We start from the raw sequence: 22463 nt of genomic DNA on the forward strand, positions 1-22463 counted from the left end.
ACTCAACCACCAAGTTGGTCAAACGTCCAGTATTTGTCAGATCTCCACGGCCTTGGCGGCAAGTCCGCTGACCATCTCGTCGAGCACCACCAGCATGGTCTCGTCATTGCAATCGGCCAGCCAGCGCAGCACCGTGCCCTGCACGATCGAGACGACGTTGCAGGCGATCGCCTCCACCGGCTCCAGCCACTGCGTGTCCGACAGTTCGGCACACAGCTTCAGGAACGCGGTGACCTCCGCGTCCTTCTCGCGATAGAACTCCGTCGCGATCGGATCCGGAAAGCAATCGCCCCTGGCATGCCAGCGGGCGCGCAGGGCCTGCAAGGTCATCTCGTACGACTTGATCTGTCTATCCGGAGTGGCTTTGACCAGCGGCCAGTACGCACTGACCCCCGCGTGCAGCAGTACCCGCAGCGCGCGCAGGCCCGTGTAGTCGAGCGTGGCGGCCGCAGCTTCCACCGCGTCGGTGACGGCGGGTCGTAGCCGGATTTCTGTTATCACTTCTCCACGTGCGCTCAACGACGACTCCCTCGGCGAAAGAACTCGCGCACCTCCGCGGCGCGACTCGCTGAACAGGGCGGGCAACATCGGGAAACACCTGGGCTGCCCGGTCCAACGTTCATCAATGGTAGAGCGTTTTCGGGGTTTGAGAATGGGTTCGATGGGTAATTCCAGACTGAAAGAATGTTTTGTTACCCAACCGGGACCGGGATGCGATCCCGCCGTGTCGCCCGGAAATCCCGCTATGACGGTGGATCTCGGGCCACCCTACTACTCGGCAGACCGTTGACAACGGTACGGTTCGAGGAGCTGGCATCCCAAATTCTGTGGCGCATCCCACATCGAAACCACCCAAAACGGTCAGCTTATCGTGTGGGGTCCGATCCGCAACCGACACCTTTTCGTTCCGCGATGCGGATAGCCTGGATCGGTGACTCTCTCGCCCCCCGCCGACCAGTACTTCCTCTCCGGCACGTTCAACTTCCGAGACACCGGCGGGCTGCGCACCGACGACGGCGCCAAGGTCCGCCCCGGCGTCCTGCTGCGCTCGGCCCAGCTGAGCGGACTCGACGAGACCGGCCACGCCGCGCTGCGCGAACTGGGCGTCAGCGATGTGCACGACCTGCGCGGACAGCGCGAGATCGACCACATGGGCGCCGACCTGCTCCCCTCCGGCGTCCGGCTGACCGTCACGCCGTTCGACTCGCGGATGGCCGAGGCGCCGCCGCACGAGGCGACCGCGCGGACCGCCTACACGCACATGCTCGAGGTCTACCGGATGTTCCCGGCACTACCCGAGGCGCATGCCGCCATCGTCTCCCTCGCCGAGTCCATCGTGCGCGGAGACGGCGCCGTGCTGGTGCACTGCGCGGCGGGCAAGGACCGCACCGGCTGGGCCGTCGCGACCCTGCTGCGCGCGGTCGGCGTCACCGAGGACGACGTGCAGGCCGACTACCTGCTCAGCAACGGGGCCATCCCCGCGCTGCGCGCCGTCATGACGACGAAACTGCTCGCCGGCGAGGAAGTCTCGGTCGACCTGCTCGGCGTGCGCGAGGAGTACCTCGACATCGCCACCGCGTCGATGCGCGAGCTGCACGGCGGCCTGCACGGTTATCTCGCGACCGCCGGGCTGACGCCGGAACTGCTCGCGCGGCTGCGCGAGCGCATGCTCGAGTGAGACCGGCTCACTCGACCGGCGCCGCCGCTCCCCTGCGCACCAAGCCGTCGGCGTCGATGGTCACCTGATCGCCGGTGTGGAACCAGGTTCCGGTGAACCGCGCCGCCGTCGTGGTGGGGTCGTTCCAATAGCGCGGCGTGATGTTCGGCCCGCGGCACAGCAGTTCGCCGCGCCCCGCCTTCGCCTTGGGACCCCAGAGCGCCAATTCCGTACCGCCGAACGGGAATCCGAGCACCGCGGCCGCGTCGGCCGGGTCGGCGTCCTGCTCGGCGTCGTCCACCGCGAGGCCGATGCCGCTGGTCTCGGTCGCGCCCCACACCGACCACTGCCGCGCCTCGGGAAACACGCCGCGCAGCTCGGTGGTGAGGTCGACCGGAGCGAACGCGGACGCGGCCCGTTCGGCACGATGACCGGCTTTGCTGATCCGCGCGATGCCATCGGTGCACAGTCCCTCGGCGCGCAGATCCGCCAGTTCGGGCAGCAGGCCCGCGAAGATGCGCGGCGTCGCGGAGACCATGTCGACCCGCTCGGCGGTGATGGCTTCGGCCAGACCGCGCGCGTCCCGGGCGAGCACGACGGTGCCGCCGACGGCGAAGGTCGGCAACAGCTGGTCCACACAGCCACTGGCGTGCGCCAACGGCAGCAGCACCAGGTTGCGCAGGCCGTCGGTGGGCAGATCCAGCGCCGCGACCACCGAGCGCACTGCGGACAGCAGATTCTCGTTGGTCAGCTCCACGCCCTTGGGCGTGCAGGCCCCGCTGGTGTAGCACAGCAGCGCCAAGTCGCCGAGCGACGCACCGTCATCGATGTAGGCGGCGCCGTCCGGGAACTCGCTCTCGGAGCCCTTGCGTCCGAGCACGAAATCGGCACGGCTATCGGCGATCACGCGCTCGGCCATCGCCTCGGGCAGCCCGTCGGGCACCAGCACCGGTACCGCGCCGCTGAGCAAGGCGCCGAGGAAGGCCTGCACCCAGCGCACGCCCGCGGGCGTGCGGATCGCGATCCGGTCGCCGTATCCGATGCCGTGCTCCTGCAAGCCGCCCGCGATCCGGGAGGCGGAGTGCCACAGCTCGCGGTAGGTCAGGCGCGGGCCGCCGACTTCGACCACGGCTTCGCGAGTGGCGAACGCGTGCACTTGCAGATCCAGGAGTTCGGTCAGCGCGGGTGTGAGGTTTCCGTAGCGCAGCACCCCGTCGACGCCCCGGGCTAGCGGGTTGTCCCAGGCGTGTGGGCCGGTGAGGGGATATTCGACGAGCAACTGCGACATTCGTCCTCCGCGTGCCTCGAGGTATCAGGCACTGCGACTATATGACGCATGTCACAACTTCGCTGCGATAGGCGATGAACGTGTCCTAGCTGTCACCGCCCGGTGTAGCGAGCCTTCCCCGGCCCCTGCTCGAGGAAACTGCGCACGCCGCCCTTCAGGTCCTCGGTGTCGAACAGCATTCCGGACACCTCCGGCGTCACCGAATCCGCGTGTGCCACACCGCCGGAACGCCAGGCCTCGATGATCTTCTTGGTCGCCGCGTTCGCCTTCGTCGGGCCCCCGGCCAGCCGGTGGGTCAGGGCCCGCGCGGCGGCGTCGAGGTCCTCGTGCACGGCGTTCACCACGCCCCACTCGGCCATGGTCGCCGCGTCGTAGAGGTCGCCGGTCATCACGAACTCGCGGGCCCGGCCCGAACCCGCGCGCTCGGCGAGGCGCTGCGGACCGCCCATCGACGGGGTCAGCCCGACCACGATCTCCACCAGTCCGAACTTCGCCTTCGGCGCCGCCAGGAGGATGTCGCAGGCGAGCGCGATCTCGAAGGCCGCGGTCAGGGTCAATCCGTGCGCGGCGAACACCACCGGGCACGGCAGCGCCTCCAGCGGATGGATGATCTGCGCGAACAGGGTGCGCCACAACTCGGCGCCCTGCTCCGGGGACAAACCGTCGAAGACGTGCACGTCCACGCCGCCGGACACCACCTTGCCCTCGGCGCGCAGCAGCACCGCCCGCGGCGGCCGCGCCGACAGGTCGGCGATATCGGCGATCAGCGCGTCCAGCATGGCCCGATCGAAGAGATTGAGCGGCGGATGGGCGAGCGTGAGGGTCGCGACCTCCGCGCCACCGTCGGTGAAGTCTCGTTCCAGCCGGGTCGCCTTCGTTTCACTCATCCGGTCAGCGTACGAGGTCGATCTGGAAGACTGTGGACGTGATCAAGTCGGCCAGTGAAAGCGGTTCCTACGTCGAGCCCGGCGAGTTCAAGAGGGACACGAACTACATCACCACCCGGATCACGGCCGACGGCCGCGACGGCTACCCCGTCGAGCCGGGGCGCTACCGGCTCGTCGCGGCTCGCGCCTGCCCGTGGGCCAACCGAACGCTGATCGTGCGCCGTCTGCTCGGGCTCGAGCCGGTGCTCTCGCTCGGCCTGTGCGGGCCCACGCACGACAAACTCAGCTGGACCTTCGATCTGGATCCCGGCGGCGTCGACCCGGTACTCGGCATTCCGCGGCTGCGCGACGCCTACCTGGCCCGGTTCCCGGACTACCCGCGCGGCATCACGGTGCCCGCCGTCGTGGACGTGCCGACCGGGCAGGTCGTCACCAACGACTACGCGCAGATCACGCTCGACTTCTCCACCGAGTGGACCGAGCACCACCGGCCCGGCGCACCGCAGTTGTATCCCGAACCGCTGCGCGCGGAGATCGACGAGGTGAGCCTCGCGGTGTTCCGCGACGTCAACAACGGCGTCTACCGTTGCGGGTTCGCCGGGGCGCAGGACGCCTACGACGCCGCCTACGACCGGCTCTTCCACCGGCTGGACTGGCTGTCGGAACGCCTTGCCGGACAACGCTATCTGGTCGGCGACACGATCACCGAGGCGGACGTGCGGCTGTTCACCACGCTGGTCCGCTTCGACGCCGTGTACCACGGGCACTTCAAGTGCAACCGGTCCAAGCTCGCCGAGATGCCGGTGCTGTGGGCGTACGCGCGCGATCTGTACCAGACCCCCGGCTTCGGCGACACGATCGACTTCGAGCAGATCAAGAGGCACTACTACGTCGTGCACACGGACATCAACCCGACGGGAATCATCCCCAAGGGCCCGGATCTGGCGAACTGGCTGACCCCGCACGGCCGAGAGGCCCTCGGCGGCAGTCCCTTCGGCGACGGAACCCCGCCGCCCCCTCCGGCGCTGGCCGAACGCGTGCCCGCGATCCACGCACCCGCGTAACGGACGAAGTCCGACGGAGACCGCGCCGGGCCGGGCGAAGGCGAGGCAGCGGCGTAACGAACGCAGCCGGACGACATCCATCCGGTCGAAAGCAGGCGGCCGCCGGTGGAACCGATCCGCCTGGGTACTTCGTTGTCATGACGAGCTGACGGCAACCGGTGCCATACAGTTCTACTCAGCAGACCGGAAGAGGAGGATGCCGCCGATGCTCAAAGGCGCGTTCGAGAAGACGGTGGTCGAACTGCTCGACACCGGGTCCCGCCTGCAGGCCCCCGCGGTCGCCAAGTACGTGGACCGAATCCGCCGCTCCCACCCGGACGAGAGTCCCGCGCAGATCATCGAACGGTTGGAGAAGCAGTACCTGCTCGCGGTGACCGGCAGCGGCAGCGCGGTCGGCGCGACCGCCGCCTTCCCCGGCGTCGGCACCGTCGCGGCCATCGCCGCGGTGAGTGCCGAGACCACCTTCTTCATGGAGGCTTCGGCGGTGTTCACCCTGGCGGTCGCCTCGGTGCACGGCATCGCGCCGGAGGACCAGGAGCAGCGCAGGGCGCTGGTGCTGGCCGTCGTGCTGGGCGAGAGCGGCATGCAGATCGTCCAGAAGAGCGTCGGCACCTCGGCGAAGAACTGGGGCACGGCCTTCGCCAGCCGAATTCCCGGGCTGTCGCGCATGAACGATTCGCTGTTGAAGCGGTTCATCATCCGGTTCATCACCAAGCGCGCCGCGCTGATGGCAGGCAAAGTGCTGCCCGCGGGCATCGGCGCCGTGATCGGCGGGGCGGGCAACCGCGCGCTGGGCAAGGCCACGATCACCAACGCGCGCAAGGCCTTCGGGCCGCCGCCGCGCACCTGGCCCGTCGACCGAAACCTGGTCATCGACGCCGATCCGCTCACCGCGATCGACCCGGCGAAGCCGCAACCTCCGGCCACGCCACGATGAGCGGGGCGCGGCCGGTCGCGTTCGCGGTCCGGGGACTGACCAAGCGGTACGACCTGGCGACCGCCGTGACGGACGTCAGCTTCACCGTGCCCTCCGGCGCCGTCGCCGCGCTGGTGGGTCCGCGCGGTGCGGGCAAGACCACGATCCTGCGGGTGCTGCTCGGTCTGCTCGCCCCCACCTCCGGCTCCGCGTCCGTCGGCGGCCCCGGTTCCCGGCGAGAGGGCGTCGGCTCCGCGGACGCGATCGGCGGCGTGCTCGCGCCCCGCGGGTTGCATCCGGCGCGCACGGCGCGAGACCACCTGTGGATCTACGCCGCCGCGGCGGGCGTCGCCGACAGCCGGGTGGCCGAGGTGCTCGAGCTCGTCGGTCTGGACGAACAGGCCACGACGAAGATCCGCGCCCTGTCGATCGGACAGCAGACGAGGCTGGCCCTGGCCACCGCGCTGCTCGGCGATCCGCCGCTGCTGGTGCTCGATGAGCCGATGGACGGGCTCGACGCGGCCGAACGCGGCTGGCTGCACGATTTCCTGCGCAAGCACGCCCGTCGCGGCGGTAGTGCCCTGCTGACCAGCGAAAGCCTCGGCGCTGTCCTGCCGGGCGCGGACCAGCTGATCGTGCTGCACGAGGGCATGGTGGCCTATCAGGGCACCCCCGCGCGATTGCGGCGCGGGCATCCGGACCGGCTGGTCGTCGCGGCGTCCACCCCGATCGCACTGGCCACCATGCTCGCGGCAGAGGGATTCACCGACGCGGTGATCCGGCCCGACGGCCGTCTGGCCGTCGCCGAAGCGAGCGAAGCGCAGATCAGAGCCGCGGCCACCGCGGCTCAGGTGCGGATCGACAGCATCGTCCCCGACCCGATCCACCCCGACCGGGTGCTCGCGTCGCTGACCAAACCCAGCGCCGCGCCCGCGCCGCCCTATCCGGGCCTCGCCGCGCCCGGCCCCCCGCCAACGCCGACGCCCTACGGGATTCCACGATGATCGCCATCCTGCCCGCGGACCTGGTGCCGAACGTCGACTCCGAGGTCCGCAAGATCGTCACTCTGCCACGCGTCCGGGCGCTCGCCGGTGCGCTGGTCGCCGTGGCGCTGTTCGCGAGCCTCGCGTCGGCGAGCCTGGCCGGACCGCCGGATCCGCGCGGGCAGCCCGCCACCGGCGCGGCGACGATCGGGCTCTACGTCGGCCTCGCACTGGTCGCGCTGGCGGCCGCGGTTTTCGGCGCGGTGGGCAGCGGCGCGGAGTACCGGTATCACAGCATGGCCGTGACCGCGCTGTTCACCGCCGACCGCGACCGGCTCGCCGCCGCGAAGTTCCTGGTCATCGGATGCTCCGCGCTGGCGGCGGCGGTAGCGGTGGAATTGGTGTCGATCGGCGCGCTGTTCGGCGTCGGTCGCGGCAAGGTCTCCGTCACCGGGGAGTTGTTCGCGGTGCTGGGCGGCGGACTGCTCGCCGCGGTCTGCTGGTCGCTGATCGGCGCGAGCGCGGGCATCCTCCTGCGGTCCTCGACCAGGGCGGTGACGCTGCTGCTCGGCTGGATCGTGCTCGCGGAACCCTTGCTCTGGCTGATCGCGCGCGGCCTCGGCATCCCGGGCGTGGTCACCCTGCTGCCCGTCTCCGCCAGCGTCGGCGCCGTCGCCGTCGGCTCCTACCCCGACAGCGATCTGCTCGCGCCCACCCCCGTCGCCGTCGTGGTGCTGCTGCTGTGGACCATCGGCCTGGGTGCGGCGAGCTGGTGGAGCCTGCGCACCCGCGATCTGTGATCCGAGGACGGACCGGGAACAACGAGATGTCGGCCGGTGTCGGTACCGTCGATGGCGAACACGGTGCGACGAAGGGGGCCGGCGGGCGTGGACGGGGGACGAAGACCGGGGTGGATGCGCAGGCTGTGGGCCGAGTGCCTACCGCACCGCGCGGTGCTGGCCGGCCTCTCCGCGGCGGTGCTCGGCGGGGCGATCGTCGAGACCGCGGGGCCCCTGCTGACCAAACGGGCCATCGACGCGGCGGGTATCGGTGACACGAGAACGATCAGCGCCGTCGCGGCGCTGATCCTGGTGCTGGCGGTGAGCCGGTCCGCGGCCGGATTCGGGCGGCGCTGGCTGGCCGGACGGCTCTCCCTGGACGTGCAGCACGCGCTGCGGGTGAATCTGCTCGGCTCACTGCAGCGGCTGGACGGCGTCGGACAGGACACCCTGCGCACCGGGCAGGTGGTGTCGCGCTCGATCACCGATCTCCAGCTGGTCCAGGGCCTGATGGCGATGGTGCCGCTGTCGGGTATGGCACTGCTGGAATTCGGTCTCGCCGCCGGGGTGATGATCTGGCTCTCACCGCCGCTGGCCGCTGTGGCGCTGCTGGTGGTGCCCGCGATCGGCCTGGTGGTCTACCGCATGCGACCGCGCCTGCACGCGGCGACCTGGTCCGCGCAGCAGCGCGCCGCCGATCTGGCCCAGCACGTCGAGGAGACGGTCACCGGTGTGCGGGTGGTCAAAGGCTTCGGCCAGGAAGCGCGGATGGTCGATCTGCTGGAGCGGCACGGTCGCAAGCTGTTCGCCGAGCGGATGCGCGCCGCCCGGATCGACGCCGGGTTCGCGCCGACCGTCTCGACGATTCCGCAGGTCGGCATGGTCGCGGTCATCGCGCTCGGCGGGCTGCTCGCCCTGCACGGCAGCATCGGCATCGGCACCTTCGTCGCGTTCGCCGCCTACGTCGCCGTCATGACCGGTACCGCGCGCATCCTCTCCTCGGTGATCGTCATGGCGCAGCTGACCCGAGCGGCGGCCGAGCGCGTGTTCCAGGTGATCGACACCGCGCCGGTCGTCGCCGACCCCGATCGTCCGGTCGAACTGCCGGACGGACCGCTCGGCATCGAGATCGATGCGCTCACCTTCGGCTTCGATCCCGACCAGCCCGTGCTGCGCGAACTGGACCTGCGCGTGCGGCCCGGCGAGACGGTGGCCGTCATCGGCCCCGCGGGGTCGGGCAAGTCCACGCTCGCCCTGCTGCTGCCCCGGTTCTACGCGCCGGACGCGGGCAGTATCCGGCTGTTCGCCGACACTGTCCCCGCCACCGGACTCCCACCGCGTGACGACCCGGCCGACGCGTTCGGCGCCGCGCACGCGAGCTCACGCGCCGCGACCCGCACCGCCGAGACCGTCGAGGTCGACATCGCCGACGTGCGCGCCGCCGACCTGCGCGCCGCCATCGGCGTCGTCTTCGACGACCCCTTCCTGTTCTCCGACACGATCGCGGCCAATATCGCGCTCGGGCGGCCGGACGCGACCGACGAGGAGATCCGCCGCGCGGCCGTGCAGGCCGCCGCCGACGAATTCATCGCCGAACTGCCCGACGGCTACGACACGGTGGTCGGCGAGCGCGGCCTCACCCTCTCCGGGGGTCAGCGACAGCGAATCGCGCTGGCGCGGGCGCTGCTGTCGCGCCCGCGGGTACTGGTGCTGGACGACGCCACCTCCGCGGTGGACGCGGTGACCGAGGCGGCGATCTTCGACGCGCTGCCCGGCGACGGCGGCCGGACCACGCTGATCCTGGCGCATCGGGAGTCGACGCTCGCCCACGCCGACCGCGTGATCCGGTTGCCCGCTCCCGCCGCACCCCTCGCTCCGGAGCCGGAGGTGGTCGCGAGCAAGCGAGCGGTCAGCGGTTCCGCCCGCCGCTTCGCGGGCGCGGCGGCCGACATCAGCGAGACCCCCGAGCTGCGCCGGAACATCGAACTCCTCCCGCCCGCCACCGAGCAGCCGGGCCTGCACGCGGAAGGTCTGCGCGAGCCGGACCCCCGCTTCCGGCTGGCCCGCATGCTGCGCCCCGTTCGCGGGCTGGTGCTGACGGTGATAGCGCTGCTGACGGCGGACGCGGCGATCGCGCTCGCGTTCCCGCCGCTGGTGCGGTACGCGATCGACGGCGGGGTGCTCGGCGACAACGCCGCGGCACTGGTCCGCGCGGCACTGCTCGGCGCGATCCTGGCCGCCGTGGGCTGGGCGGTCGGCGCGGCCACGACCTTGCTCACCGCGCGCACGGGCGAACGGGTGCTGTTCGGACTGCGGATCCGCAGCTTCGCGCATCTGCAACGGCTCGGGCTGGACTACTACGAACGCGAGCTGTCCGGGCGGATCATGACGCGGATGACCACCGACGTCGACGCCCTGTCGACGTTCCTGCAGACCGGCGTCGCCACCACCCTGGTCGGCTTGCTGACGCTGGCGGGCATCACGGTCGCGTTGCTGGTCATCGACGTCTCGCTGGCGCTGGTCGTGCTGTCGACGGTGCCCGCCCTGGCGATCGCGACAGTGCTGTTCCGGCGGGTGTCCTCCACCGCGTACACCGTCTCGCGGGAGCACGTGTCGGCGGTCAACGCCGACTTCCAGGAGAACGTGACGGGCTTGCGCGCGGTGCAGGCCAACCGGCACGAGCCGCGCGCCGCCCGGCGCTTCGCCGAATACTCCCAGCGCTACCGCAACAGCAGGTTGCGGGCCCAGCGGGCGATCGCGCTGTACTTCGCGTTCGTCGTCGGGTGGGCGGACGTCGCGTTGGCCGCGGTGGTGTTCTTCGGTGCGCGCGAGGTCGCCACCGGCGCGACCAGCGCGGGGACGCTGGTCGCGTTCGTGCTGTATCTCCAGTTGCTGTTCGTGCCGATCCTGCAGCTGTCCCAGGTCTTCGACAGCTACCAGCAGGCCAGGGTCGGCCTGCGCCGGATCGGGGACCTGCTGCGCACGCCCTCCTCGATCGCCGCCGATCCGGCCGAGCCGGTGCCGATAGACCAGGGGCTGCGTGGCGACGTGGCATTCGACGACGTCCGCTTCCACTACTCGGGCAGCCACGTTCCGGCGCTGGACGGTGTCTCGCTGCGCATCCCGGCCGGTTCCACCCTGGCCCTGGTCGGGCCCACCGGCGCGGGCAAGTCGACCGTCGTCAAGTTGCTCGCGCGGCTGTACGATCTGCCGCCCGATCCGGGCGCACGTCCGGCGAGACCGGGTGAGGTCGCGGTCCCGGCCACGCGGGAGCCCGAACCCGCCGTGGCGACGAACGGCACCCGCCTGATCGCGAGCGATCCCGGCGCGATCCGCGTCGACGGCGCCGACATCCGCGACTACCGCCTCGCCGACTACCGCTCCCGGCTGGGCATCGTCCCGCAAGAAGCTCACCTGTTCACCGGTGACGTGGCGAGCAACATTGCATTCGGGAAACCATTCGCGACTCCCGCGGAGATCGCCGCGGCGGCCGCGGCCGTGGGGGCGGCGGACATGATCGCCGCCCTTCCGCTGGGGATGAGCCAGCCGGTCGGTGAGCGCGGCCGCGGCTTGTCGGCCGGGCAGCGGCAGCTGATCGCGCTCGCCCGCGCGGAACTGGTCGCTCCGGACTTGCTGCTGCTCGATGAGGCCACCGCGACGCTCGACCCGGACACCGAGGCATCGGTGCTGGCCGCGAGCCGATCGCTGAGCCGGGACCGGACCACGGTGATCGTCGCGCACCGGCTCGGCACGGCCGCGCGCGCCGACCGGATCGCCGTGGTCGATCACGGGCGGATCGTGGAATTCGGCTCTCACGAGCAGTTGCTCGCGGCGGGCGGGCCATATGCCCGGCTGTGGGCAGCGGCGCTGCCGTCCGAGGGAATATTCTCGGGAGACGACGGGTCGTCACCAATAGGGTCGGGGGTGTCGGGTGGTCAGTGAATCCGCCGATTTGCTGCTGGGCCTATCCTCAGATAGGGCGCATCGGCGCGCAATCCGCTGATCCCCGTGCCGGGCACGTCACAAACGTCGCAGCGCGAAGAACGAAATGAGGCGAACACCTGCTGTGAGCAGCTCAACTTCCCAGTTCGGACAGAACCAGTGGCTAGTCGACGAGATGTATCAGAAGTTCAAACAAGATCCATCCTCGGTCGACGAAAGCTGGCACGAGTTCCTGGCCGACTACACGCCTGACGCGAGTGGCGACTCCGGCAACAGCCAGCCCGCCTCCGCGCCCGCGCAGGCTGCCGCTCCTGCACCGGCTCCAGCGGCCACCCAGCCCGCTGCCGCCAAGCGCAACGACGCCGCGCCTGCCGCCACGAAGCCCACCACCACCGCCGCGGCCCCGAAAGCGCCCGCCCAGGGCGCGGCCAAGCCCGCCCCGGCAGCGGCCAAGCCTGCTCCGGCCGCCGCCAAGCCCGCGGCGACCACGCGCACACCGCAGACCACCCCGGCGCCGACGTCGAACGCAGCACCGACCTCCGGCCCCAAGCCCGCCGACACCGCCACCGACGAGTCCAAGGTGCTGCGCGGCGCCGCCGCGGCGGTGGCGAAGAACATGGCTGCTTCGCTGAGCATCCCCACCGCGACCAGCGTGCGTGCCATCCCGGCCAAGCTGATGATCGACAACCGCTTGGTCATCAACAACCACCTCGCCCGCACCAGGGGCGGGAAGATCTCCTTCACCCACCTGCTCGGTTACGCCATCGTGCAGGCGGTCAAGGCTTTTCCGAACATGAACCGGCACTACGCCGAGGTCGACGGCAAGCCGAACGCGGTCACCCCCGCGCATACCAACCTCGGTCTAGCCATCGACCTGCCCGGCAAGGACGGCAGCCGGTCGCTGGTCGTCGCGGCCATCAAGGGCTGCGAGGCGATGACCTTCGGGCAGTTCCACACCGCCTACGAGGACATCGTCCGCCGCGCACGCGACGGCAAGCTCACCGCCGAGGACTTCTCGGGCGTCACCATCTCGCTGACCAACCCGGGCACCATCGGCACCGTGCACTCGGTCCCCCGCCTGATGAACGGGCAGGGCGCGATCATCGGCGCCGGCGCGATGGAGTACCCCGCCGAGTTCCAGGGCATGAGCGACGAGCGCATCGCCGAACTGGGCGTCGGCAAGCTGATGACGCTCACCTCCACCTACGATCACCGCATCATCCAGGGCGCGGAGTCCGGTGACTTCCTGCGCACCATCCACCAACTGCTGATCTCCGACGACTTCTTCGACGAGATCTTCCACGGCCTCGGCGTGCCCTACGAGCCGGTCCGCTGGCGCAAGGACATCCGCGAACGCGGCGTGGACAAGAGCGCGCGCGTGCTGGAGATGATCGCGGCCTACCGCAACCGCGGTCACCTGATGGCCGACACCGATCCGCTGCGGCTGGTCAAGGACAAGTTCCGCAGCCACCCGGACCTGGACGTCACCCAGCACGGCCTGACCCTGTGGGACCTGGACCGCACCTTCAACATCGCGGGCTTCCACGGCCAGGAGCAGATGAAGCTGCGCGACGTGCTGTCGATCCTGCGCGACGCCTACTGCCGCCACGTCGGCGTCGAGTACACCCACATCCTCGACCCGGAGCAGCTGCACTGGATCCAGGAGCGGGTCGAGCAGAAGCACGCGAAACCGACTGTCGCGCAACAGAAGTACATCCTGAACCGGCTGAACGCGGCGGAGGCCTTCGAGACCTTCCTGCAGACCAAGTACGTCGGGCAGAAGCGCTTCTCGCTGGAGGGCGCCGAGGCCGTCATCCCGATGATGGACGCGGTGATCGACCAGTGCGCCGAGCACAGCCTCGACGAGGTCATCATCGGCATGCCGCACCGCGGCAGGCTCAACGTGCTGGCCAACATCGTCGGCAAGCCGTACTCGAAGATCTTCACCGAGTTCGAGGGCAACATGAACCCGGCCGCCACCCACGGCTCCGGCGACGTGAAGTACCACCTCGGCGCGCAGGGCACGTACCTGCAGATGTTCGGCGACAACGAGATCGAGGTCTCGCTCACCGCCAACCCCTCGCACCTGGAGGCGGTCGACCCGGTCCTGGAGGGCCTGGTCCGCGCCAAGCAGGACCTGCTGGACAAGGGCGACGGGCCGGAGGGCTACTCGGTCGTTCCGCTGATGCTGCACGGTGACGCCGCGTTCGCCGGTCAGGGCGTGGTCGCCGAGACGCTGAACCTGGGTGGCCTGCGCGGCTACCGGGTCGGCGGCACGATCCACATCGTGGTGAACAACCAGATCGGCTTCACCACCGCACCGGAGAACAGCCGCTCCACCGAGTACTCCACCGATATCGCGAAGTTCATCGGCGCGCCGATCTTCCACGTCAACGGCGACGACCCGGAGGCGTGCGACTGGGTGGCGCGTCTGGCGGTCGACTTCCGGCAGAAGTTCCGCAAGGACGTCGTGATCGACATGATCTGCTACCGCCGTCGCGGCCACAACGAGGGCGACGACCCGTCGATGACACAGCCGTACATGTACGACGTCATCGACACCAAGCGCTCGGTGCGCAAGGCCTACACCGAGAGCCTGATCGGCCGTGGTGACATCTCGCTGAAAGAGGCCGAGGACGCGCTGCGCGACTACCAGGGCCAGCTGGAGCGGGTGTTCAACGAGGTCCGTGAGCTGGAGAAATACTCACCGGGACCGAGCGAGTCGGTCGAAGGCGACCAGCCGGTGCCCGCGACCGTCGCGACGGCCGTGGACAAGGCTGTCCTGCAGCGCATCGGCGACGCGTTCCTGCACGTGCCCGACGGCTTCAACGTGCACCCGCGCGTCAAGCCGGTGCTGGAGAAGCGCCGCGAAATGGCCTACGAGGGCAAGGTCGACTGGGCCTTCGCCGAGCTGCTCGCGTTCGGCACGCTGATCGATGAGGGACGCGCGGTGCGCCTGACCGGTCAGGACTCCCGCCGCGGCACGTTCACCCAGCGGCACGCGGTGATCATCGACCGCAAGACCGCCGAGGAGTACACCCCGCTGCACAACATCGGCAGCGAGAACCCCGGCTGGTTCGCGGTGCACGACTCGGCGCTGAGCGAATTCGCCGCCGTCGGCTTCGAATACGGCTACTCGCTGGGCAACCCCAACGCACTCGTGTTGTGGGAGGCGCAGTTCGGTGACTTCGTCAACGGCGCGCAGTCGATCATCGACGAGTTCATCTCCTCCGGTGAGGCCAAGTGGGGCCAGCTCTCCGACGTCGTGCTGCTGCTGCCGCATGGCCACGAGGGCCAGGGCCCGGACCACACCTCCGGCCGCATCGAGCGCTTCCTCCAGCTGTGCGCGGAGGGCTCGATGACCGTCGCGGTGCCGTCCACCCCGGCCAACTACTTCCACCTGCTGCGCCGCCACGCACTGGACGGCATCCGCCGCCCGCTGATCGTCTTCACCCCGAAGTCGATGCTGCGCAACAAGGCCGTGGTCTCGGACCTGAAGGACTTCACCGAGAGCAAGTTCCGCTCGGTCTTCGACGAGCCCGCCTACGAGCAGGGCATCGGCGACCGCAGCAAGGTCAAGCGCATCCTGATGACCAGCGGCAAGCTCTACTACGAGCTGGCCGCCGAAAAGGCCAAGCAGAAGCGCGAAGACGTCGCCATCGTGCGTATCGAGCAGCTCTACCCGCTGCCCGTCCGCCGCTTGAACGAGGCCCTGGAGGGCTACCCCAACGCCACCGACCTGGCGTGGGTCCAGGAGGAACCGGCCAACCAGGGCGCCTGGCCCTTCTTCGGCCTCAACCTCCCCGAAACCCTCCCCACCCGCCTCGGCAAACTCCGCCGCATCTCCCGCCGCGCCATGTCGGCCCCGTCCTCGGGGTCGAGCAAGGTCCACGCGGTGGAGCAGGCGGAGATCATCGCGGAGGCGTTCGAACCGACCAGCTAGGTCTCTGACCTGACGCCGGGCCGGATCGCTCTACTGACAGAGTGATCCGGCCCGGCGTTTTCGTTTGGGAACATGACCGTGTTATCGAGCGCAGCCAGAAGCTTTCCAGTTCCGAACACGGCCGTCACTACTCCTTGATGCTGGTGACAGCCGGCTGACCGAATCCTGTATAGGGAACGCAGATTTTCGAACGCAACCCCGTTGGGCTGTCAGCACCATCGGTCATTGCCGCGCCCCCTCGTCGAACCGCTACGTCAGCGACATCCGTGACCATACCGAATGCCTATGACCAGGCCGTCCGAGAATGATCCAATGCCACTACCCCGCAACGGCGTTCCGTCTTCGCCACCGGATACGCGGGCGGCCAACGCACGGTGCAGTACATGCGGCGGGTGGGTGGAGGTAGTGGGTGCGGGTGTGGCAAGCGAGCGTGCCCGTGTGATCGTGTCGTCGTAAACCGTTGTGCCAGGGGTGAGCACGTGGTTAGCGTGGGCTCGATGGGGCTCGATGGGGCTCGTGTCAGGGGGTGATGAGGTGTGAAGATCGGCGTCGCCTTCATCACAGCCGAAATCAAACTGATGCAACGCAAGTTGGCCTCCATCGCCGCCGACCACCCTGCGCGGGCGCTGTACCTGGTCCGCCTCGGAGACGCACTTCATCGCCGATTCAAGGAGACGGGGGTGACGACCGATCTGGACGAAGCCATCGTCGCGCTCCGGGAAGCCGTGGACGCCGTCCCCGCCGGTCACCCCGGGCTGGCCGGCATACTGCAAAATCTCGGCGGAGCGTTCTGGATTCGGTTCGAGCTGAACGGGGCGTCGGCCGACCTGAACGAGGCGATCCGGTTTGCTCGACAGGTGGTGGATGCCAGGCCCCCTGATCACCCCGACGTTGCCCTCCTGCTGTTCTTCATTGCGAAAGCCCTCATGATCCGATTCGAGCGGACGGGCGAAGTGTCCGATCTAGAAGAGACGACTCGAACGATTCGGCGGGCGGTAGAAGCCACGCCCACAGACCACCCCGAGCGCGCCGAAAGATTGAGCGCGCTCAGCCGCGCCCTGCGGTATCAATACAGGTCGACCACGGTGCCCGCGGAACTGGACGAGGCGATCCGAATAGCTCGCCTGGCGGTAGAGGCCACGACCTCGGATCACCCCGAACGTACCCGTGTTCTGTCCGATCTCGGGATCGCCCTGCGGATGGGGTTCGAGCGGACGGGGGTGCCCGCCGAACTGGACGAGGCGATCCGAATGAGTCGGCAGGCGGTCGCGGAAACGCCCCCGGACCACCCCGAGCGGGCCGACAGGATTACCAACCTCTGCCGAGCCCTGGTGGACGGGTTCAGGCGGTCGGGGGTGCTCGCCGATCTGGAGGAAGCGATCCGAATCGCTCGACAGGCCGTAGAGGCCTCGGCCCCGGACCATCCCGACGGTATGTCCACCCTCGGGATCGCCCTGCAACTGCGGTTCGAGCGGACCGGCTCGATGGCCGATCTGGACGAGGCCATCGCCACCCTCCGAAATGCCGTGAACATAGACCCCGACCACTCCGACCTAGCTGTCTCGCTGTCCTGTCTCGGGATCGCCCTTATGCAGCGGTTCGAATGGACCGGAGCGCCGTCCGATCTGGATGAGGCGATCCGGATCGGACGGCAGGCGGCGGCAACCGGCTCCGGCCGCCTCGACCTCGGCAACATGCTGTCCAGTCTCGGCGTCACCGTACTGAGGCGGTTCGAGCGGACGGGCGAAATGACCGATCTGGACGAGGCCATCACCATCCTCCGGAAAGCCGCGGACGCCACGCCCACGGATCATCCCGACCTCGCCGGCACCCTGGCCAATCTCGCGATCGCCCTACTGAAGCGGTTCGAGCGGACCGGCCCCCTGGCCGATCTGGACGAAGCGATCCGGCTCGGCCGGCAAGCGGTGACAGCCAGGCCGCCCGACCACCCCAACCGCGCTGTTTCGCTGTCCAATCTCGGGACCGTCCTGCTGCGGCGGTTCGAGCGGACGGGCGAAATGGCCGATCTGGACGAAGTGATCCGGCTCGGCCGGGAAGCGGTCGACGCCACGCCCACTGACCACCCAGGCATGGCCGGCACACTCTCCAATCTCGGAGCCGCCGTACTGACCCGATTTCTACGGACGGGGTCGACAACCGACCTCGACGAGGCGATCGTCACCCTCCGCAAAGCCCTGGACGTCGTTTCCCACGAACATTCGAATCTTCTCCCGATTCTGTCCAATCTCGGTGTCGCACTGTGGAAGCGGTTCGACCGCACGGGCGCGCCGACCGATCTGCACGAGGCGATCCGCGTGAATCGACGGGCGGTGGCGGCCACCCCGGCCGACCACCCCCTTCTGCCCCGTCACCTGTCCAATCTCGCTGTTCCGCTGCGGATTCGGTTTCAGCAAACCGGAGTGATGGCCGATCTGGACGAAGCGATCCGAACGGGTCGTCAGGCGGTCGAGGCCACACCCCCAGGGCACCCCGAGCTTGCCAGTCTTCTGTCCGAACTCGCGGCCGCCCTGCTGAGCCGGTCCGAGCGGACGGAAATCATCGCTGATCTGGACGAGGCCATCGTCACCCTCCGGAGGGCCGTGGAGGTCAGCCCCCGCGACCTCCCCGCTCTTGTCGGGATGATGTCCGATCTCGGGGTTGCCCTCTGGAAGCGGTTCGAACGGACGGAAGTGGCCGCTGATCTGGACGAGGCGATCCGAATGGGTCGGCAGGCGGTCGCCGTCACGCCCGCGGACCACCCCGAATGCGCCAACCGGTTGTCCAATCTCGCGGTCCCCTTGCTGATTCGGTTCGAGCAGTTGGGAACGACAGACGATCTGGACGAAGCGATCCGAACGAGTCGGCGGGCGGTCGCGGCCACCCCCGCCGACCACCCCGGCCACGCCGTCATGCAGATCAATTTCGCCGCCGCTCTGCAGGACCGATACGAGCAGACGGGCGCGACGGCCGATCGGGACGAGGCGACGACGGCTCTGCAGGCCGCTGCGGAGCAGGACATCGCGCCACCGTCGATCCGGATCCTGGCAGCTCGTACCGCCGCCGAGCTCACCGCAGCGGCCGAGCCAGGCAGGGCGGCAGAACTGCTGCGGCGGGCGATCCGATTGCTGCCCGAAGTCGCGCCACGCGAGTTGGAGCGGCCGGATCAACAGCACGCTCTGGGTGCGAACGCCGGGATCGCCGCCGACGCAGCCGCACTGGCGCTGGAAGATCCGGCCACACCGCCGGATGAGCGGCCCATCCTGGCATTGCAGCTGCTGGAGGCGGGGCGGGGAGTGCTGTTGAGCCAAGCATTACAGGTGCGCAGCGACATCACCGACCTCGCAGACCAGCATCCGGATCTGGCCTCGGACTTCGTCCGATTGCGGAACCTTCTCGACCGGACGCCCGAGGCCGTCGCTGTGCCGGACACGGCGGCCGACCCGGTAGCGGACCGGGCGCGATCGGCACGGGAGTTGAACGACGTGCTGGCGCGGATCCGTGCGCAGCCCGGATTCGAATCCTTCGCCCTGCCGCCGTCGGCGGACGAACTCACCGCTCGAGCCGACCAAGGCCCGGTGGTGGTGTTCAACATCAGCCGATATCGCAGCGATGCGCTGCTGCTCACCCCGGACGGAACAACCTGCCTGCCGTTGCCCGGCCTGCGGCTCCAGACCGTGATCGACCAGGTTCTCGCCTTCCACGAAGCCTTGCAGATCGCTGGTCACGGCCGCACCGGGCCGGAGCGGCTAGCCGCCCAACGACAGCTCAGCCGGATCCTGGAATGGCTCTGGGACAACGCCGCGGGACCCGTCCTGGATACCCTGGATTACCGCGAACGGTCCCCTTCGGACCGGACAGGCCCGCGGGTGTGGTGGGTACCCGGCGGTCTGCTGGGTCTATTGCCCATCCACGCGGCCGGCTATCACACCACGCCACCCGACCCCACCGGTCGGGCCGTGATGGACCGGGTTGTCTCCTCCTACACCCCCACCATCGCTGCCCTGCGCCACGCGCGCCGCCGCGCACCGAACGCCGAGCCGCCTACACGCGGGCCGGTCCTCATCGTCGCGATGCCGACCACTCCGGGCGTCGCGGGACGCCTGCACCACGTCCCGGATGAAGTTCGGGCGGTCGCTGCCCACCTGTCGTCCGGGATCATGCTCACCGAACCGGAATCCGACCCCCGGGCCGATTCCGCCTGTGCGGCGACCACGGCGCAACACGGCCCCACGACAACCCTTCCGACCAGGGCCAACGTACTGAACGGCTTGGCCGACTGCGCCATCGCGCACTTCGCCTGCCACGGCACCACCGATCCGGCCGACCCGTCCCGCAGCCACCTGCTGCTGCACGACCACGAGACGGACCCGCTCACCGTCGCCGCGCTCGCCTCGATCCACCTCGACCACGCACGACTGGCTTACCTGTCGGCCTGCGAGACAGCTCTCACCACCCATACCGAACTCCTCGACGAAGCCATCCATCTCACCTCGGCGTTCCAACTCGCCGGCTACCCCCACGTCATCGGCACGCTGTGGACCATCGACGACGAGATCGCCGTCCGAATCGCCGACGCGTTCTACGCCGCCCTGGTCACCACCGACCACGACAGCGGGCCGGACGTGACGCACTCCGCACACGCACTGCACCAGGCCATACGCGAAGTGCGCGATACCCTTCCCGCCACCCCGTCGCTTTGGGCCGCCTACCTGCACGCCGGGGCATGAGACGACCGCTGAGGGACCTCCGCTCGCTGAGCCACGGCCTGGCGATCCGCGCGTCAGCGGCGGCGCGGACTCAGGTTGCCGATACGGATCGGCCTCGATGACGTCATCAGCACTTGGGGTCGAGCGGAGAACACAGAGGCAGGAGATTCATGCGGCCCGGGGTTTCGGTGACGGGCGGAGGCGGCGGCACAGCCTCGGTGGTGGGCACGGGGGCTTGGGGCTGTTGCACAGCGCCGCCCGTGGGGGTCGAGCAGGAGGCGGCCAGTATCCAGATCGTGCCGATGACGAGCACGATCAATGCCACTGCGGCGATCTGCTGCGAACGGTGGCCGCGTAGCTGGGGCTTTTCGGCCGCGCGTGCGGGTAGGGCAGTTATCCGCCGCAGATCCGCGATTCGTGGACGGCGCTCGATGACAGCGGTCGGCGTGGGTCGGCGCAGTGGCTGAGGTTCGGGACTGGGCGTGGACCACGATGCCGGCCTGCTCGGCAGAGGTGCGGGCGCGGGCCGTGGGCGCAGTGGTCGGTCGGGCGCGGGTTCGATCCACGACGACCAGTTGTCCGTGAACGACGACGGCGCTGATCGCGCGACCGGATCGAGTCCCTCGCCGGCGGGCGAGGGCTCGGGTTCTGTTCGTTCCGGGCCGGTGGGCGCGGCCGCGGCGGCCCGTTTCGACGCTACGTGCTCGGTTGTGAAGCGTTCCGGCGCATGGTCTTCGGGCTCGGCGATTTCCTCTCGGGCGGGCCTGACCGCGAGCCGTCCTTCGGAGCGAGGCGGCTTCGAGGCCCATTCCGCGCCATCGACCTCTGGCTCTTCCGCCGAATCGCGCGACTGCGCATACCCCGGAGAGGGCGGCGCGTGGTGCGTTAGTGCGCGGCCGCCCGGATCGGGATGGGCTGTCGCACTGGCCGACTCAGGCTCGAATGCCGCCGGCTCCGGCGCGAGGAATTCCGGTGCGAATGGGTCCGGCTCGGCCGGTCGCGTCTGCACCACCCTCGCAGCGGGCGCATCCTGCGCGGGACGCGACTCGGCGGCGTACACCACTCGGATGTCGTCGGAAACATCCACGTATTCGAGCGGCTGCGGATCCGTCGACGAGAATCCGTCCGCTCGCTGTTCGCTCTCCGCACCGGATCGCCTCGACGGCTCGGGCTCCGATTCCTCGGATTCCGAGATATCGAACCCCGCAGCGTCGGGTTCCGCATCGTCGGTTCGCGTCCGCACCGGCATCGCGGACAGCGGTGGCATCGACCGATCCGACTCCGTCGCGAGCTGACCTACTTCGACCGGTCCGTCATTCGCCCCAGAGCTTCGCTTCGAACTGGATGCGGTGAGTCGCGCCGCAACGGGAACCACATCCGACGGCTCCGGAGCAAGCTCCGCCGATGGCGCCTCCGAGCTCTCCGACATGTCATCGGTATCCGAGATGATCTCGGCCGCGGCAGACCTGCCGCCATCCGGACGCGGCTTGCGCGTCACGGTGTCCAGCGCCGCGAGCGTCCCGGCCCGCAGCTTCTGCTCCGGCGGAAAACCGTCCGCCACCAAGTCGTCGACGGTGACCTGGTCGCCCAGGTTCAGATCGGTGAGCAGGGCGTGGGTGCGTTCGGCGGTCCAGATGAGTTTGCGGCTCGCGGTGCGGTGGAACCAGGCGCGAAGGTCGACGGGCGTGGTGCCGAGGACCACTGCGCAACCGCGCCGCCGTGATTCGACGTTCAGCGTGAGGTTCGAGTTCTCGGGCGGCACCACCACGATGAGGCCGTCCACGAACGCTTCGGCATTGTGCTTGCGCACCAGTGCCTTCAGGTTGAAGACGTTGCTCGTCACCTGGTCGAACGGGCTGCTGTCGTTGTCGCGCACGTGGATCGGGTCGCCCGCGAAGCCGGACAGCCGCCAGCGCCCGTTGGCCTGTACCGAGAGGACGCCGGTCGTGGCTTCCGGGACGGCGCCCTTCACCTCGATCACCACCGCCGCCCTGGGCGTGATGACCACCAGATCGGCTTCTTGCGTCTCGTCCTTGCGGTCGCGCTCGGGTAGGTAACACCCCGAGATCGCCAGTCCCACAATGACGTACTGGCCGGTCCAGGTCCGCATCCAGTTGAGCACACGCTGCTCGGATCGCGGCGCCGTCGTTCGTTCGTTGATGACCAACATCGGCGGCCTCCATCGCCGTCCCACACCATGGACCCCACAACGGTATGCGCCGAGATATCCGACACAAAATCGAAAGGCACTGTAGGAGCACGGTATTGGCAGCACAAGGGCATACGGAGTACGGCGTG

Annotated in this window: 12 protein-coding genes; 8 read left to right on the top strand and 4 right to left on the bottom strand. The window is 69.2% G+C overall.

Going from position 1 to position 22463, the window contains the following annotated elements; genetic code table 11:
- Positions 1 to 36 precede the first annotated feature (36 nt).
- Positions 37 to 519, bottom strand: coding sequence for a TetR family transcriptional regulator (locus IU450_RS15100; protein ID WP_228834554.1), 483 nt, complete (start codon positions 517 to 519; stop codon positions 37 to 39).
- A gap of 412 nt (positions 520 to 931) precedes the next feature.
- Between IU450_RS15100 and IU450_RS15105 the strand changes: the two genes are divergently transcribed.
- On the top strand, positions 932 to 1678 hold the full coding sequence (locus IU450_RS15105) for a tyrosine-protein phosphatase (protein WP_195150410.1): 747 nt from the start codon (positions 932 to 934) through the stop codon (positions 1676 to 1678).
- 7 nt (positions 1679 to 1685) lie between these two features.
- On the opposite strand, the gene IU450_RS15110 is transcribed toward IU450_RS15105, so the two are convergent.
- Together IU450_RS15110 and IU450_RS15115 are read right to left on the bottom strand one after the other, a co-directional pair.
- Entirely contained in the window at positions 1686 to 2945 is a 1260-nt protein-coding gene (locus IU450_RS15110; RefSeq protein ID WP_195150411.1) for a class I adenylate-forming enzyme family protein, read from the bottom strand.
- Positions 2946 to 3037: 92 nt separating this feature from the next.
- Positions 3038 to 3832, bottom strand: coding sequence for an enoyl-CoA hydratase/isomerase family protein (locus tag IU450_RS15115; protein ID WP_195150412.1), 795 nt, complete (start codon positions 3830 to 3832; stop codon positions 3038 to 3040).
- A 41-nt stretch (positions 3833 to 3873) separates the two neighbouring features.
- Between IU450_RS15115 and IU450_RS15120 the strand changes: the two genes are divergently transcribed.
- The 7 genes from IU450_RS15120 to IU450_RS15150 all read left to right on the top strand — a co-directional run bounded on the left by IU450_RS15120 (position 3874) and on the right by IU450_RS15150 (position 20186).
- Positions 3874 to 4896: a glutathione S-transferase family protein gene (locus IU450_RS15120; RefSeq protein WP_195150473.1), complete on the top strand. Its 1023-nt coding sequence runs from the start codon at positions 3874 to 3876 to the stop codon at positions 4894 to 4896.
- A gap of 205 nt (positions 4897 to 5101) precedes the next feature.
- Complete coding sequence (locus IU450_RS15125; RefSeq protein ID WP_195150413.1) at positions 5102 to 5833, top strand: hypothetical protein; 732 nt, start codon at positions 5102 to 5104, stop codon at positions 5831 to 5833.
- Complete coding sequence (locus IU450_RS15130; protein WP_195150414.1) at positions 5830 to 6816, top strand: ABC transporter ATP-binding protein; 987 nt, start codon at positions 5830 to 5832, stop codon at positions 6814 to 6816. The genes IU450_RS15125 and IU450_RS15130 overlap by 4 nt, the downstream gene beginning before the upstream one ends.
- Positions 6813 to 7595: an ABC transporter permease gene (locus tag IU450_RS15135; RefSeq protein WP_195150415.1), complete on the top strand. Its 783-nt coding sequence runs from the start codon at positions 6813 to 6815 to the stop codon at positions 7593 to 7595. The genes IU450_RS15130 and IU450_RS15135 overlap by 4 nt, the downstream gene beginning before the upstream one ends.
- A gap of 51 nt (positions 7596 to 7646) precedes the next feature.
- A complete protein-coding gene (locus IU450_RS15140) occupies positions 7647 to 11516 on the top strand; it encodes an ABC transporter ATP-binding protein (protein ID WP_416382870.1) in 3870 nt (1289 codons plus the stop codon).
- Between the two features lie 106 nt (positions 11517 to 11622).
- A complete protein-coding gene (locus IU450_RS15145) occupies positions 11623 to 15459 on the top strand; it encodes a multifunctional oxoglutarate decarboxylase/oxoglutarate dehydrogenase thiamine pyrophosphate-binding subunit/dihydrolipoyllysine-residue succinyltransferase subunit (RefSeq protein WP_195150416.1) in 3837 nt (1278 codons plus the stop codon).
- Between the two features lie 578 nt (positions 15460 to 16037).
- Positions 16038 to 20186: a CHAT domain-containing protein gene (locus IU450_RS15150; RefSeq protein WP_195150417.1), complete on the top strand. Its 4149-nt coding sequence runs from the start codon at positions 16038 to 16040 to the stop codon at positions 20184 to 20186.
- Between the two features lie 106 nt (positions 20187 to 20292).
- On the opposite strand, the gene IU450_RS15155 is transcribed toward IU450_RS15150, so the two are convergent.
- The gene (locus tag IU450_RS15155) at positions 20293 to 22335 is read right to left on the bottom strand and encodes an NERD domain-containing protein (RefSeq protein ID WP_195150418.1); all 2043 of its coding nucleotides are present in this window, start codon (positions 22333 to 22335) and stop codon (positions 20293 to 20295) included.
- Positions 22336 to 22463: the final 128 nt, after the last annotated feature.

Source organism: Nocardia abscessus, from assembly GCF_015477775.1.
GTDB classification, from domain to species: Bacteria; Actinomycetota; Actinomycetes; order Mycobacteriales; family Mycobacteriaceae; genus Nocardia; species Nocardia abscessus_A.

Coding starts and splice junctions, on each gene's coding strand:
- IU450_RS15110 (WP_195150411.1), bottom strand. CDS start 2,945: ATGTCGCAGTTGCTCGTCGAATATCCCCTCACCGGCCCACACGCCTGG.
- IU450_RS15155 (WP_195150418.1), bottom strand. CDS start 22,335: ATGTTGGTCATCAACGAACGAACGACGGCGCCGCGATCCGAGCAGCGT.
- IU450_RS15145 (WP_195150416.1), top strand. CDS start 11,623: ATGAGGCGAACACCTGCTGTGAGCAGCTCAACTTCCCAGTTCGGACAG.
- IU450_RS15115 (WP_195150412.1), bottom strand. CDS start 3,832: ATGAGTGAAACGAAGGCGACCCGGCTGGAACGAGACTTCACCGACGGT.
- IU450_RS15140 (WP_416382870.1), top strand. CDS start 7,647: ATGGCGAACACGGTGCGACGAAGGGGGCCGGCGGGCGTGGACGGGGGA.
- IU450_RS15150 (WP_195150417.1), top strand. CDS start 16,038: ATGCAACGCAAGTTGGCCTCCATCGCCGCCGACCACCCTGCGCGGGCG.
- IU450_RS15135 (WP_195150415.1), top strand. CDS start 6,813: ATGATCGCCATCCTGCCCGCGGACCTGGTGCCGAACGTCGACTCCGAG.
- IU450_RS15130 (WP_195150414.1), top strand. CDS start 5,830: ATGAGCGGGGCGCGGCCGGTCGCGTTCGCGGTCCGGGGACTGACCAAG.
- IU450_RS15125 (WP_195150413.1), top strand. CDS start 5,102: ATGCTCAAAGGCGCGTTCGAGAAGACGGTGGTCGAACTGCTCGACACC.